Consider the following 14,597-nt stretch of genomic DNA (forward strand, 5'->3'; position numbering starts at 1 on the left):
TTTAAGACCTTAAATTTTTCCCAGTTAGATGTAAAAATACATTTTCTAAATTAGAATTTTTAACATTAAATAATTCGATTTTCAAATTATACTTTTGAATTAATTTCATAACTTCTCTTGTAACATTAAAACTATCTACGCATTGAATGATGACTTTTTTATCTACCAAAGTGCATGACTTCACATCAGCAATCATTTTTGTTTTATGTATAAATTCTTCTGGAATATTTGATATTACAACCTCTAAATAATTTTCCCCATACTTTGTTATTAAATTTTTTGGGGTATCAATATCTAATATTTCACCCTTATCATAAATTGCTACACGATGGCATAACATCTCAGCTTCTTCCATATGATGAGTTGTATATATGACAGTGATTCCTAGTTCTTCTACGAGATGGCGAATACAATTAAAAATATGGTTTCTTGATTGCGGATCAATTCCCACTGTTGGTTCGTCTAAGAAAATAACTTTTGGCTTATTTAACAAACCGATCACTAAATTAATTCTTCTTTTCATACCACCTGAAAATGTATCAATTCTCTTATGTGCCCAATCCTCAAGCTGTGCGAATTGCAAAGCTTCTTTTATGCGGCTTTTTTTCCTATTTCCCTTTAATCCATATAAATCGGCATAAAAAGATAAATTATCATATGCAGTTAAAGTCGGGTATAGCGCTAAATCTTGAGGTACTACACTCACATTTTTTTTAATCTTATTCCGTTCAGTATACAAGTCGTAGTTACATACTGTACCATACCCTTCATCTGGCAGAGTAAGAGTAGATAAAATCGATATAAGTGTTGTCTTCCCAGCTCCATTCGGTCCTAGTAATCCTATAATTTCACCTTTACGGATATCTATGCTTAAATTCTTAATAACTGTATAATCTCCATATGATTTCTTAATGTATCGAATGGAAATCATAGTATTTATATCAGTCATAATGTTTCCCCCTTCTTCTTGCTGTTACAATTTATTAGAAGTGACTCTTCTTTATCTCCATTAAAGCTTCAAGGTATTTATATCCATACTTTTCATCTGGTTCTAGGTATGTGCCTTCTGCCCACTCATTCCAAGCATTAATAAATAAAAAGTCAGTGTCCTTACTATGTTGTAAAAGATACCTCTTAAACTTATCGGGATTAGCCCCTTTCACAATTAAAGCGCTTTCTTTTTTCCTTGGAGAGTTATCCCAATCTACAAATGCCCCTTTATATATGTTTTCTCGTTCTTTAATTTGACGGTTTAATATTCTTTTCCATACAAAATCATAACTTAAGTGAAAATCTTTTTTTTCTTGATGTAGTGAAGTTGTATTACCTATTAGTTTTTTTAAAGTGTACATAGGTTCAAACTCTATAGCAGCATCAAAAGGAAAATCTGATTTATCTTCAAAAATTGTTAACATTTCTACAAAGTGTATCCCTGGCAACCCTTCATATTGAGCCCATTCATTCCATAGACCCAACATTTTATTTAAGTTTGGTATAGAAGCTGGTCGGTAAATTACAAATATCGGTTTATCATTAATATTTAAATAGTTCTTGTTTTTAAAGAATGGCAAAAGATAATTAAAATGTTCTTTCCAATCAGACTCATCCCCATATTCTTGTCGAATTAATACTTCTTGGTCTTTCCCATCCCAAGATCTTGTCCAAGATTCATTTGCCCAACATAAGCAATATGGGAAATCAATTTCTTTACATTGATTTCTTAGTTCTAGTGGTTTTTCTAGTAATTTTTTCCCTTTGAACCAATAGTGATAATAGCAAAAACCATCTAAACCATACTGTTTTGCTAAGTTTATCTGCCACTTATGAACATCTAAATTTAACAAGTTGTAATAATAATCCCGTAATGGAGCCCTAGGCTGATAGTGTCCCAGAAAACGTGGTTTTGCTTTTTTTACATTGGTCCATTCTGTAAAACCCTTCCCCCACCATAAATCGTTTTCAGGTATTTCATGAAATTGTGGTAAGTAAAAAGCAATAGTCTTCATTAGTAAGGACTTCCCCCTTCCCCATATGCAATGACTCACTTATTGATAAAAAGCAATCACACAATATAAAACTCTGCTTTTTAACATGAAACTATTTAATCTGATGTTAAAACTTGTCACAAAATAAGGCAAAAAGACCCTAATTATTGTAATTTTCACACATAAAAAACTATATTTTTAATTTTTTTTAGAAAATTATTCAAAAAAACACTTTAAATCCAGTTAAGTATTGTATAGTTTTATATTATAGGAGGGGAAAAATATGTCGTTTTTTGGCGAAAAATTCACAAATTTATTGATAAATTTAGATGTAGCAAGCCTAATTGGAAAAATAAAGCAATACCAAGGGAGATTGGAGGTCTACGAAAAGGAATTTCCATGTACATTAGAAAAGTTGCAAAGATCTACTCAGCTTCAACATACCAAAGATTTTGTCGCAATGTATAAAAACTTAAAAATAACAAATAAAAGGTTAAAAGAATTAATTACATATGATTTGTCGCCAAAAACAATGATTGAAGATGAAATATCTTGTTACGTTGATGCGCTATCACTCATTCATAATAACTATGAAAGGCTTACTATTGATCCAAGCACAATCTTAGAAATACATTTTCAACTTTTTAAATATGCTACTTCGGATAGCGGAACGTGGAGAAAACAGGATATCTTACTTGAAGAACATGAGCAACTTAATTTCTCATTTTATTGCTATCGTCCTTTAACGATTAAAGAAATCCCAGAAGCAGTAAAAAATTTATGTGAGGAATACAATTATTTATTAAATCAAAAAGATATTGATCCACTACTTTTAATTTGTAATTTTGTACTTAATTTTATATGTATTTTTCCTTTTGAATCTGGAAATGGAAGAATGGTACGTCTACTTATATCTTTATTACTATTACAAAGTAAACATTCACTAGTGAAATATATTTCACTAGATAAAATAATAAAAAAATACGAGAGAGATTATTATGATGCCCTATATAAATCTTCAGCAAATTGGCATTTTCAAGAACACAATGTATCCTTTATATTAAAATGTCTATTACATATTATTCTAGAAGCATATAAAGAACTAGACGTACATATTACAAGTTACCAACTGAAAGGGAACAAAAGCTATAAAATTAAAGAGTATATATTAAAACAAGAACTACCTTTTACAAAAGAAGCAATACGAATGGTATTTTCAGATGTTTCACCAAGCACAATCAATAAAGCATTTGCTTGTTTACAAGAAGAAAAATTAATTAAACTAATATCAAAAGGCCGTAATGCAGTTTGGACTAAAACAAAAATATAAATAATATCAAAAAAATATAGGGTAATTTTCTAACATTAATGATTAAAACATACATATAAATTTATTTCACATACACAATAGATATTTTTACATAATACATATAGAGAGAATTTGTCGCTACATTATTCATACAACTATTTTTATATTTTTTCTCTATACTTCCGAAAGTCTGATAACAGACTTTATAGGAAGTATTTAAGATATACAAACTAGACATTCAGATTTTATATCCCCACTATTATTTTAGTAATAGGAACGTTTAGCATTTATTCTGTTTCACCTAAAGCATTTTAATAAAAGTAAAAGAGAAAATACCTAGATTTAGCTTTAATTCATTAAAAAATTCGATTTCACTTAAGTAAGTGCTGATTAATCTTGTCTCTAATAGCAATGGCTATAAATTCTTCAATAGAGCTATTTGTTTCATTTGTAATTTCTTTCAAGTATTTGTACTCCTTACTTGTAAGAATGACAGACTTCGTTACAGTATTACTATCCAAATATACGCTATGATTCATTCTTGGAACAATTTTCCCTTCTATTATATAAGGCGTTAACTCTTCAATCCATTCCATTTGAATTCCTGGTGGCAATGTAATTAATGATTGACGAATCTCGAAATACCAAAATGTCTCTTCTTCTAAAATCTTTATATTTCTGGGAGATACGTACTGCAATATATTATCGATTATGTGAAAAATGTTGTTTCGTAATTGCGCAGATTTAGGAAAACGAAACTTAACAAACCTTTGATGATGACTTCTAGGTTTATCCGACAGTTTATAAGCGGACTCATATCCTGCTTTTAATGCCTCACTAAGTGTCATATTAGTTCCAAATTCATCAAGAACTATAATATTACCACGTTTTGGAATAGAAATAACACGTGCCAATGTATTGCCCTTAACAAACTTTTGAAATAATACTACATTATATTTCTGCGAAAATGTATATATATGATTAGCTTGTTCTACTTGTTGAACAAGTTCACGAACATCCTCCTCCTTCACAAATTTCGTTTGTCGATTACGATGTTCTATTAAAGAATAAACTAACTTTCCTTCTTCTATCCATTTTTCAAGCTGATTCATACTAATATGATACTCTTTACTTGCTTGGTATAAAGTAATTCCCTCAATTTTACGTTCTTCTTTTACCTTTTCTACTTCTTCTCTACTAAATAAAAAACTACCATCTAAACGCCACGTATCCTTATTGATTGGTGTTAGCTTTCCTTGCTTCATTAAATTATTAAAAATAAAGTGACTTATATCTAAATAATCTTTTACTTCATTTGTAGTCATAGTCATTTCATATACGCTAATCATTCTAATTCCTCCTCACACCTCGTGATTTACATAATAATATTATGTAAATCAGAATTTGTAGTATTTACATTTTAAATAAATTATATCATATATTAATACATACATTAGATTGTAATTTACAATAACGTTTAATGTAATTTTCTTTTAAAATTAGATTTTATTAATGATTAAATTATATAACATAAATACTGTGTTTAAAATTAAATAATAACCATAGAAAATGGGAGATTTTCTACAGTTACTATATACTTATTACTTCATAAAATTTAATTTTAATATGTAATTTAATTTATAATTGCTTACGGTATAATATTTAATATAAAAGGAAGTTATAAGGAGTTGAATAACATTGAAATTTGAATTAGATATTGTTCATAGTGAGACTTCTTTAAATAACATAGAGAAACAAAAACAAAATTTCACAAATCTAATTGCATTATGGAACCCTGATTATATAAATGAAGCGGAAGTAAAAAAGGAAAATAACGAAAGAGAAGATTCATATACTTATGAAGGATTTTCAGATGAAGAAATACTGTACTACTACTTGAATCGACAAACACATTTTGACCAAGGAAAACGAATCAAGGATGCATCAAGAATCCTATATGCACGTGATTTAAGTCAGTTTTATTTCTTTATTAAACAAAGTGAGGAATTTCTACAGAAAGATGTAAAGGATTATAAATTTGGTCAAGTATGGAGAAATCTTAGAAAACGACATATCCGTAATTATCAAAAATGGTTATCTCAAGAGGCAATCTCCTATCAGTCAAAAGATAAATACAAGCCATCTACAATTAGTAGAAAGCTTGGAGTTATTCGTTCATATTTGAAATGGCTATATGAAATCCAATATATTCAGGATCCTCTACATGTTGAAATACTAAGTACAACTGTAAATAAACAACATAAACCTAAACGTGAGTTATCATATGAGGAAGTAAAACAGTTACTTCATTACTACAAGGATAATGAAATCAATTACGCTTTATTGTCAGTTCTAGCTACTACAGGGTTACGTGTTGCAGAAGTAGCACATGCAAAGTGGGAAGATCTTGAGTATGATGCCATACGAGGACGATACTATTTAAAGGTTGATACAAAGGGTGATAGTGAACGGATTGTTTCTATTAATAAGGAGATTTTTAATCGGATTGTAGCATTTCGAATTCGGCGAAGATTACCTATAGACATTGGAAATAGAAATGGTGGAGCAGTATTTCAAACTAAAAACCATACTCCTTATAGAGAGAATTATTTGTCACAATATATTTCTAAAATCATAAAGGATACTCAGTTATCCTTTACAGTGGATATTGGAATTACTCCCCACTTCTTTAGACATTTTTATGTGCAGTACTTATATGATTACAAGAAATTACCACCTCATATTATTGCAGCTGCAGTAGGTCATAAAAATGATCGTACTACGAAAGAAAATTACCTAAATCAGCGATTGACGAAAGATAATGATGCCGGTAATTTAATTTTAGAAGACGAATTTTAAATTGTCCCTTTATAATTTAATATTAAATAAGTTAAATGTTGTTATTTATAATTATGTATTTTTTATATAATTAAAACCGTTTTATCTTCTATTTATTTTTACTTTTCTCATAATCCCATTCATTAGTTCTTCGCAAAGGTTTCCTATAAATATGTAATATTTTCAGAAACCTTAACAGGCACTATTATAAAATACTTAGAAAAAATCGCATTCTAACTAATCATAAGTTAGAATGCGATTTTATTTAGAAGCGTTAATTTATTAGTTGTAAATAATATATAATCCAATTTTTTTGTTCTAATAAAGATAGTTTCTGAATGCTTGAACTTATTACCGATTTCCACTGCTTTGTTAGTATTCTTGCACGTATTATTTTTATTAACCTCAATTATATCTTTTAATGGGATACTTATTGTTGCGCTTTGCCATGTAATGGTTATTTTTTCTGTTGATTTTATAATTTCTATCTCTTTCATATTACTAGTAACTCCCTAATCTATTTATTTATATCTTTATAATACAGTTTGTATTTAAAATAGAAACCAGCCAATTTCATACATAATCACTCAGCCATTGTGTAAATAGGTAATTCTAGTACAAAGTTTCTTAAGTCCATTTACAATCTAGGTGTATATTGCAAACTTTTTTAAGTCGAATTTTTGGATAATCTAAATCATGATGATATTATTTATAATATTAGATGCTATGAAAATAGAAATAAACTTAGCCGAACTTAATTACGGAGAACATATGACTTATTTTAAATATAACTATAGTAATCGCGAAAAAATTGGAGAAAACCGCTAGAGTAATAGAAATCAATGGAGCAGACGGCAAGATTCTTACATAAGACGAAGAAATTTTGCCTCTATCCACTTATAAGGAACATGATTACTCCTTTGAACCTTTCCATATACAAGGTGTAATTACCAAACGAGGGTATTTATGTTTTTTATAAAAAAAAACGCAGCTATTTAATTCCATTATTTATAATCTAATAAATTTATTTTACAAAGAGCTAGGTGTCACAAATATGCGATTGAGTATTTCACCTGATATTTATTAAATTAGAAATTAAACCTTTCGTATTACAAGTTGATCCATTACAGTTTCAAGAAGAGATTAAATAACTTACATTCTCATATGAAATCAGGTACGGTCCTTCCACATGTAGAAAGAGTTTACTTTAAAAATAATGTAGAGCCATTAACTTTTCATGCAGATCATGAATTCAAGCAAAAAGTAGTGCAAATGGCAGCGGATACTGGTATGGGACAGGAAGAATTCCTATTGCAAGTTGTAAAATCTTATATGGTAAATTTAGAATAGCAATAAATTTGTTATTAAAATAAAAAAGCGTAAAAATAAATGTACAGAGATAATAAAGTTGTTTAAAAACGCCAATCATGTTATTCCATAATTGGGCCATTTAATGGAATAAAGCTAATTGATTTAACCGGGACAGCTTGTTTAATAAGAAAAGGAAATGAAATCAGTTTTATGGAATTAATTAGGTGATTCATTTTACAGGAGGGATAACTGAATGGCCGTATTGATGGGTGGAAAAACATATGAGTTTGGATTTCAATTCGGTGCTAAACCAGGTGAACCTGGCTATAAGGGCATAAAACATTACATATTTTCCAACTCCATGCAGTTTGAGTCAAACGAAGAGGTTGAACTTATTAAAGGTGATGCTATAAAATATATTAAGAATCTCAAAAAGCAAGGGAACGGTAAAATATGGCTATGTGGAGGCGGAGAATTAGCTGGGTCGTTGATTAAACATAAACTTATTGATCAATTGGTATTGAAGGTTAATCCAATTATAGTCGGTGAAGGTATTTCTTTATTCGGAAGTGTAAAGCCGCGTCTTAAGTTGAAGTTAGTGGACATGAAACAGTACCCTAGTGGAGTTGTCAAACCGACTTACAATATTATTTATGCTTAGTATTATCCTAGAGAACCACTGTCTTTAATTAATTTTCAAATAAAACTTTAGCCGATTATTCAATAAAAGGGCACTATTGTTGAGTAAAAAATAGATTTTTAAACAACTCTATTGTTATATTTTTAAGTACAGTGAAATATCTTATATCGAAAATTAAACAAGCATAACCCCGTTCTAAAATTAGAACGGGGTTATGCTTGTTTTAGGTTTTAAAATTAAATAACTTGATTGTCTTTTTACGATAAAACCTTTCTACACCTTCTTTATTACTTTACTAAATCTAATTTCTCTTATTGAAATTTCTAATTACCTTATTCAAAATTAAAAAGAAATAATGTATTACACCTTTTATTATGAACAAGATTATTTATTAGTTTACCATAATATTATTATGAATAATGTTTTAACTATAAAGTTTATATGCTATTAATTCTTTATAATAAATCATTTTCTTATTTTAGATTTTCTTGTTTTTGCACGATTTTAATAGATCTCTTACTAATCCTTATAAGCATGCAAAAAGAGAGAAAAATAAAAAATCCGCCAAATAGAGCAAATACAACTGTAGGCTTGAAATGTGCTAATAATAATCCCGAAACAATGGGTCCGACAGCCATTCCCATATATCTAATAAAATTAAACATTCCCATTGCACTTCCTCTATTATGTTCAAATTCATTTGCAATCATAGTAGCGAATAAAGGAGTGAGGATACCAATTGATATTCCGTGGAGAATTAAAGCAACTGTTACACCAATTAAAGTATTCGAGTGTGTCACAGCAAATAATATTACGCTTAAAGCTAAGACTACATTTCCAGTTATAAAAAGATTTTTTTGTGAAATTTTTGATTGAATTTTTTTAAAGGTCATACTTCCAATTATTAAACTTATAGCCATTGGTAAGTAAAGTAAACCCACTACTTGTAAACTTAATTGATAATGATCTGTTAATAAAATTGGTAAGTAAACAATGAAGGAGAAATAAAGGAAAAATGCAAAGAAACTTAATATTAATATGGAGCTTCCCACTTTGCTTTTAAATATAGAAGCATAGTGAGATATAAGTGTTTTTCCACTCATTTCTTTTTTACTCCCCATACGATCTTCAGGGAAATATAACCAATTAGTAATGAATAGAATTATAGATACTAATACAAGTAGCCAGAAAACACCTGGGTAATTATATTTTTCCCCAATAAAACCTCCTAACACAGGTGCAACAGCAGGGGCAATGGATAACATGGTTTGATATGTACCCATTGCACTTCCTCGTTGTTCTCCTTGAAATACAGTACCAATTGTAGTTGCCGCAATAAGTGGTATTGCAGCTGTCCCTACAGCCTGTAAAATTCTACATATTAAAAACACTGTAAAGTTACTTGTAATTGCACAACCAATACTCGCTATAATTGTTAAAATAATACTCGGAATAAGAATGGTCCTAGCACCTTTAAAATCAATTATAGAACCAAAAACAATTTGCATAATTGCCGTAATAAAAATAAATATGGAAACCGAAAGGTTAACCATTGTTATAGATACTTGGAATGAATCCCGGATTATGGGGATTATTGGAGAATATATATTTTGGTTTAAAGAAGCGAAAAAAGCACTAATACACAACAAATATAAAAGAAAAGAAGCACTTGATTTAACACGGTTCATGCTATCCCTCCTAAAAAATTATTAATAATTAGCTAATTTATTTAAATTATAATAACTTTATTTCCCAAACATTTTATCGTTTATATTTTGTAAAAACTTCAATATTGCACTTTGTTCAATTTCAGAAAATGAATCAACGAACTGATAAAATTCATTTTCTTTCTGGTCATGAATTTTCTGATGTAATTCACAAAGTGATTGTCCTGCCGGAGTCAGTTGATAATATACCTCCTTTTTATTATCAATTGACTGAAAACGAGTGATTAAATTTTCTTTTATTAATTTGGTGTTAATTTTTGTGATATTCGCTTTAGATAAATTCATTTTCCTTGCAATTGTAATATTATTTATTGGTTGATTCTCACCAATACAGGCAATTACGTGTATACTTGTCATATTTGTCGGTACATGTTCTATTTCATCCATTTTTGCTTGCTTAAAAAAAGTCTCAATATCTTTATCTGCCTTTTGTTCATTGAGGTGTAACAAATGTAGATAATTATCGTAAATTTTCTGTTTTATGCCCTTATTCATTTAAATGCTTCTACCCTTCTTTATCTATTTTATTCTTTTTTGTTTACCGGTAAACTATTTTGATTTTATATCTTCACTTAGCAATTGTCAATTGCTAAGTTGGAATTTAACTAATTATGTAAACACCTTTAATGTATCTATTTTTCATAATTTTACCTAATAAAGCCCTATTATATTAAAGAATTAGTTCCAATGCATAAAAGTCCTTTTTTAAATTGTTGACCTAATTATTGTTTACTGGTAAACTTTATATTGTTAACTGGTAAACAATAATTTTAGATAGGGGAAATTATTATGACAAATTTGGTCCATAAACAAACCTTAAAAGCTATTGAAGACTTTGTCATAACAAGAGAAAAGAAAAAATATGCATCTCAAGAGATGATCAAAGAATTAGCTAGTGAATATGAAAATATAAATAAAAGTTGGACTCTAACGCAACTACATATTGTTTCGGTGATTCATGAGAGTAAACAACAAATGAATAACACTCTATTATCTATGGAACTTAATATTTCTAAAGCAACCATCTCTAAAGCTATTCGCGTTCTTATTGATAATAAAATTTTATTGACGCATCAAAATACAGATAATAAGAAGGAAATCTTTTATACTTTAACTGATAAGGGAATACAATTAGCCATTGTTCATAAAAAGTTGCACAAAATTGCACATAAGCGTTACAGTGAGTTATTCCAACAATTTGATAATTCCGAGTTACAAGTTGTAACTAAATTTTTAGAAGCATGGAAACAATGTATTTAACTTTTTATTATATTAGCTTAGAAGGTATAAATGTTGACCTTTTGATAAAAATAAAAAAAGACTAAGGGGTTTTAGCCCCTTAGTAAAATTGAATTATATTAGTAATTAAAATAGCAATCTTTTTTAAACTAACTTATCAAAAAGAATAGGCATAGAAATAGGTCCACGTGTATAAAGTCCTTTTTCAACATAATGAAAATCTTCTTCTAATTTAATGTTTTTCATATTATCTAAGACTACATTTACAACTATTTCAATTTCTGATTTTGCAAACGCTGCTCCTACGCAATTATGAATACCTGATCCGAATGCAAGATGTCTTGCAGCACCACTAAATGCCTTTTTAATATCAAGGTCAGGACGATAAATGTTGAATTCATCAGGTCTTTCAAATGCGTTGGGGTCACGGTTCGCTGCACCAATCATACAAAATACCGTAGTTCCTTTGGATAATTGAATACCATTTATTTCTGTATCTTTTGACAATTGACGAGGAATCAATTGCACTGGTGGGTTATAACGTAAAGTTTCTGCAATAGCTAATGGTACTAATGAGCGATCATTTAATACATCTTGCAATTGTTTCGGTTGGTTAATTAAATTATAGATTAATAAAGCAAGAGTTTTATCACCAGGTTCTGTTGCAGCTAATAATATATTTAATATCAATGCTAGAATATCAGTATCAGTCATAGCTATTCCTTCATATTTAGCACTGCATAATTTAGAAATTAAATCTTCCTGTGGGTTTAATCGTCGCTCTTTAATAATTGGTTCTAAATAATTAGCCAACTGTTCACTGCACCAAAGAGAATGTTTTTTGGCCTCTGGTGGTTGATTTATACTGGTAATAAACTCAGCTACACCACTATGCCATTCTCCTATCTTCTTATGATCTTTCTTATCTAATCCAATCATATCCATTGTTACATAAACAGCAAATGTTCTACCAAAATCATTAATTAAATCTATCTTTCCATTTGGAAGGTGTGGAGATAGTAAATCTTCTGCATTCTTTTTAATTAAAGGCATTAATTTTTGTAAAGCATCTCCCATAAAGCTCCTTAAAACAATTTTTCTTTTCGCAACATGCTCTTTTCCACGCATTTGTGCTAATACTGGTCCACGCATTACTGGCTCAGCACGTTCAGCTAATGATTTTGTTGTAAATGTTTCAGTATCATTCAATATATTACGGACATCTTGATATCTGCTAATAAAATAACTATCAATCTCAGGTTCATAATGTACTGGGTCATTCTGACGTAGGTATGAAAAATACTTATATGGATCTTCTTGAAATTTCTCTGTTAATATATTTACAGTTTTCATAGTATTTGACATATTACTTCCCCCTTGTATTGGTTACTTCCCATTTGCTAAGATAAATCTTCCATTTCTTGTACCATTAAATATCCTTGATTTGGTTTCATCTTGATAGAAAAATCATTTCTAACTATCTGTTCACCAAGTTCCCATGGTTTATGATAAATAAGTACAGTTTCTTGAGTTCCTAAAATTTCAGCTCCTCCAATGAAAAATGGAAGCTCTGCAATTACATATTCTACTGCAATATTTAGCATGTCATTTGAAATGTGATTAACATCTATATTGGTACCTCTTGCCCTACCTAAAATGGCTGCATGTGACATTTCTAAGCAAGCATTTCGAAAATGAATTTCGTTTAAAAAAATGTTTTCCGCTTCTGCTCTCATACAGTTATATGCATTGTTGTCATTAAAATCAGAAAAAGTATGGATAGCATTTACATTGCCACCATGCTCTTTTAGTGCCTTTTCAGCTGATCTTCTATTTCGAGATACTTCTTTTCTAACTTTTCTTTCCGCTTTACCTTTTGGTGTTCCTAGAGCCTCAAGTAAATTTGCAGCTTCTTTTCCAGCTAATAAAACACTAACATCATCAAAAGTATGTAATGCCCATTCAATGAGTTTATTAATATATTCATCAGAAAATCTACTATTAAACGGACTAATACCTATTATTGCATGCTTACTACGTTTTAATATTTCAGCACAATTAGTAGATAAGGGGTGAGAACTAAACTTTCGTACATTTCTTACCGCTATAGCATTTGTCATAAAATCATCCCTTTAAATAATTTTATCAATATAAACCGTTTTATTGATTTTAAATAACCAATAATATTTCAAACTATATGCAAAAAAGATAGAATATCTTGATGTTAAAAATAATTAATAAAAATGATACTAAACAAAAATCTTACAAAATGTTCACCGGTGAACAAAACCAATTCTATATTGACCCTGTCGTTTTGTCAATATGTATTATTCAGAAAAAATAAACAAAACAAAAAATTAAATTTCTGTTCACATTTGTTTACAAAACAGAAATTTATTTCACAACTTATATTAAGTCATATATAAAAAGTACAAGCCTTTAATTAAAGGACCCGTACTTTTTATATATGATATATTTTAACGAATTTCCCGAAAGAATTCTCCTTCCTCAAGCGTGTGAAGGGCGTAGCCCAACGGTAGGTGGGAGATGAATTTCGGTTTGGCGTAGCCAAAAGGTTTTCCTTTTTATTTTGCCTCTGATATAAGCAGTCTTATAAATTATAAAGGCTGGTATATAAATGAAATTAGATAGTAATAACCATTCAGTATTCTTGTTATATTATCACCTTGTGTTGGTCGTGAAATACAGAAGAAATGTGTTTGATGATGATATGTCAGACTATGCAAAAGATATGTTTGTTCGACTATCTGAAAACTATAACATCACATTAGTTGAATGGAATCATGATGTAGACCATGTTCATATTTTGTTCAAGGCACACCCTAATACAGAAATGACAAAATTCATCAATGCTTATAAAAGTGCAAGTTCTCGACTTATTAAAAGAGACTTTCCACAAGTGAAAAAGAAACTTTGGAAAGAGATGTTTTGGTCAAGAAGCTTTTGCTTGCTAACTACTGGTGGTTCGCCAATAGACGTAGTAAAAACATATATTGAAAATCAAAGTGAAAAGTGAGGTGAAATGATATGACAAAGCAGAATAAAGCATATAAATTCCGTTTGTATCCAACAGAAGACCAAGCACATCTTATGCGTAAAACCTTCGGTTGTGTACGTTTCGTGTATAACAGAATGTTAGCTGAACGGAAAGAAGCGTATGAAAAACATAAAGATGATAAGGATCAACTAAAGAAACAAAAGCTTCCCACTCCTGCAAAATACAAAGCAGAATTTGAGTGGTTAAAAGAAGTGGATTCATTAGCTTTGGCAAATGCTCAACTAAACTTGCAAACTGCCTATAAAAATTTCTTTCGTGGTCAAAATGACTTCCCAACATTCAAAAGCAAAAAAGACAGAAAGTCTTATACAACGAATGTAGTGAACGGAAATATTATGTTGCTTAACGGTCATATCAAATTGCCAAAACTGAAAATGGTACGTATCAAACAGCATAGAGAAATACCACAAGGCCATATAATCAAGTCATGTACGATTTCTATGACACCTACTGGTAAATACTATGTGTC

13 protein-coding genes and 2 pseudogenes are annotated in these 14,597 nt (G+C 29.5%); 7 read left to right on the forward strand and 8 right to left on the reverse strand.

All coding sequences use genetic code 11. The features are described 5' to 3' along the window. Position 1: 1 nt before the first annotated feature. Entirely contained in the window at positions 2–949 is a 948-nt protein-coding gene (locus DOS87_RS17890) for an ABC transporter ATP-binding protein (protein ID WP_208730086.1), read from the reverse strand. Between the two features lie 34 nt (positions 950–983). Further along, complete coding sequence (locus DOS87_RS17895) at positions 984–2,006, reverse strand: glycosyltransferase WbsX family protein (protein WP_208730087.1); 1,023 nt, start codon at positions 2,004–2,006, stop codon at positions 984–986. 262 nt (positions 2,007–2,268) lie between these two features. Here DOS87_RS17895 and DOS87_RS17900 point away from each other — a divergent pair, with 262 nt between their 5' ends. Next, positions 2,269–3,315 (forward strand): Fic family protein, encoded by a 1,047-nt coding sequence (locus DOS87_RS17900; RefSeq protein WP_208730088.1) that lies wholly within the window; start codon positions 2,269–2,271, stop codon positions 3,313–3,315. 350 nt (positions 3,316–3,665) lie between these two features. Here the strand turns inward: DOS87_RS17900 and DOS87_RS17905 are convergent, their stop codons facing one another. Further along, on the reverse strand, positions 3,666–4,643 hold the full coding sequence (locus DOS87_RS17905; protein ID WP_097891525.1) for a DNA-binding protein: 978 nt from the start codon (positions 4,641–4,643) through the stop codon (positions 3,666–3,668). Between the two features lie 349 nt (positions 4,644–4,992). On the opposite strand from DOS87_RS17905, the gene DOS87_RS17910 reads away from it, so the two are divergent. Further along, positions 4,993–6,153 (forward strand): tyrosine-type recombinase/integrase, encoded by a 1,161-nt coding sequence (locus DOS87_RS17910; RefSeq protein ID WP_061663218.1) that lies wholly within the window; start codon positions 4,993–4,995, stop codon positions 6,151–6,153. 227 nt (positions 6,154–6,380) lie between these two features. On the opposite strand, the gene DOS87_RS17915 is transcribed toward DOS87_RS17910, so the two are convergent. Then, positions 6,381–6,629 (reverse strand): SunI/YnzG family protein, encoded by a 249-nt coding sequence (locus tag DOS87_RS17915; RefSeq protein WP_061663217.1) that lies wholly within the window; start codon positions 6,627–6,629, stop codon positions 6,381–6,383. A gap of 320 nt (positions 6,630–6,949) precedes the next feature. On the opposite strand from DOS87_RS17915, the pseudogene DOS87_RS17920 reads away from it, so the two are divergent. Next, positions 6,950–7,482: pseudogene (locus tag DOS87_RS17920) on the forward strand (excisionase); the annotation flags it as partial. Positions 7,483–7,699: 217 nt separating this feature from the next. Next, positions 7,700–8,104, forward strand: a pseudogene (locus tag DOS87_RS17925) (dihydrofolate reductase family protein); the annotation flags it as partial. 452 nt (positions 8,105–8,556) lie between these two features. Here the strand turns inward: DOS87_RS17925 and DOS87_RS17930 are convergent. Both DOS87_RS17930 and DOS87_RS17935 read right to left on the reverse strand, forming a co-directional pair. Continuing rightward, the gene (locus tag DOS87_RS17930) at positions 8,557–9,771 is read right to left on the reverse strand and encodes an MFS transporter (protein WP_097826619.1); all 1,215 of its coding nucleotides are present in this window, start codon (positions 9,769–9,771) and stop codon (positions 8,557–8,559) included. Between the two features lie 57 nt (positions 9,772–9,828). After that, entirely contained in the window at positions 9,829–10,305 is a 477-nt protein-coding gene (locus DOS87_RS17935) for a MarR family transcriptional regulator (RefSeq protein WP_097826618.1), read from the reverse strand. 294 nt (positions 10,306–10,599) lie between these two features. On the opposite strand from DOS87_RS17935, the gene DOS87_RS17940 reads away from it, so the two are divergent. Further along, the gene (locus DOS87_RS17940) at positions 10,600–11,070 is read left to right on the forward strand and encodes a MarR family transcriptional regulator (protein WP_086423315.1); all 471 of its coding nucleotides are present in this window, start codon (positions 10,600–10,602) and stop codon (positions 11,068–11,070) included. 123 nt (positions 11,071–11,193) lie between these two features. On the opposite strand, the gene DOS87_RS17945 is transcribed toward DOS87_RS17940, so the two are convergent. Together DOS87_RS17945 and DOS87_RS17950 are read right to left on the reverse strand one after the other, a co-directional pair. Further along, positions 11,194–12,414 carry a pulcherriminic acid synthase gene (locus DOS87_RS17945; RefSeq protein WP_208730089.1) on the reverse strand — a complete coding sequence of 407 codons (1,221 nt, stop codon included), beginning with the start codon at positions 12,412–12,414 and terminating at the stop codon, positions 11,194–11,196. A 35-nt stretch (positions 12,415–12,449) separates the two neighbouring features. Then, positions 12,450–13,169 (reverse strand): tRNA-dependent cyclodipeptide synthase, encoded by a 720-nt coding sequence (locus DOS87_RS17950; protein ID WP_097826615.1) that lies wholly within the window; start codon positions 13,167–13,169, stop codon positions 12,450–12,452. A 518-nt stretch (positions 13,170–13,687) separates the two neighbouring features. On the opposite strand from DOS87_RS17950, the gene tnpA reads away from it, so the two are divergent. Both tnpA and DOS87_RS17960 read left to right on the forward strand, forming a co-directional pair. After that, on the forward strand, positions 13,688–14,086 hold the full coding sequence (gene tnpA, locus DOS87_RS17955) for an IS200/IS605-like element ISBth16 family transposase (protein ID WP_000762752.1): 399 nt from the start codon (positions 13,688–13,690) through the stop codon (positions 14,084–14,086). Positions 14,087–14,097: 11 nt separating this feature from the next. Beyond that, on the forward strand, positions 14,098–14,597 hold a 500-nt coding region (locus DOS87_RS17960), incomplete at its 3' end, for an RNA-guided endonuclease TnpB family protein (protein ID WP_208730388.1).

The sequence above is a fragment of the Bacillus sp. CR71 genome (genome assembly GCF_003429245.1).
Taxonomy (GTDB): domain Bacteria; phylum Bacillota; class Bacilli; order Bacillales; family Bacillaceae_G; genus Bacillus_A; species Bacillus_A thuringiensis_S.

Excerpts from the sequence above, each read along its gene's own strand:
- DOS87_RS17890 (WP_208730086.1), bottom strand. The coding sequence starts at position 949 with ATGACTGATATAAATACTATGATTTCCATTCGATACATTAAGAAATCA.
- DOS87_RS17895 (WP_208730087.1), bottom strand. The coding sequence starts at position 2,006 with ATGAAGACTATTGCTTTTTACTTACCACAATTTCATGAAATACCTGAA.
- DOS87_RS17900 (WP_208730088.1), top strand. The coding sequence starts at position 2,269 with ATGTCGTTTTTTGGCGAAAAATTCACAAATTTATTGATAAATTTAGAT.
- DOS87_RS17905 (WP_097891525.1), bottom strand. The coding sequence starts at position 4,643 with ATGATTAGCGTATATGAAATGACTATGACTACAAATGAAGTAAAAGAT.
- DOS87_RS17915 (WP_061663217.1), bottom strand. The coding sequence starts at position 6,629 with ATGAAAGAGATAGAAATTATAAAATCAACAGAAAAAATAACCATTACA.
- DOS87_RS17930 (WP_097826619.1), bottom strand. The coding sequence starts at position 9,771 with ATGAACCGTGTTAAATCAAGTGCTTCTTTTCTTTTATATTTGTTGTGT.
- DOS87_RS17935 (WP_097826618.1), bottom strand. The coding sequence starts at position 10,305 with ATGAATAAGGGCATAAAACAGAAAATTTACGATAATTATCTACATTTG.
- DOS87_RS17940 (WP_086423315.1), top strand. The coding sequence starts at position 10,600 with ATGACAAATTTGGTCCATAAACAAACCTTAAAAGCTATTGAAGACTTT.
- DOS87_RS17945 (WP_208730089.1), bottom strand. The coding sequence starts at position 12,414 with ATGTCAAATACTATGAAAACTGTAAATATATTAACAGAGAAATTTCAA.
- DOS87_RS17950 (WP_097826615.1), bottom strand. The coding sequence starts at position 13,169 with ATGACAAATGCTATAGCGGTAAGAAATGTACGAAAGTTTAGTTCTCAC.
- tnpA (WP_000762752.1), top strand. The coding sequence starts at position 13,688 with ATGAAATTAGATAGTAATAACCATTCAGTATTCTTGTTATATTATCAC.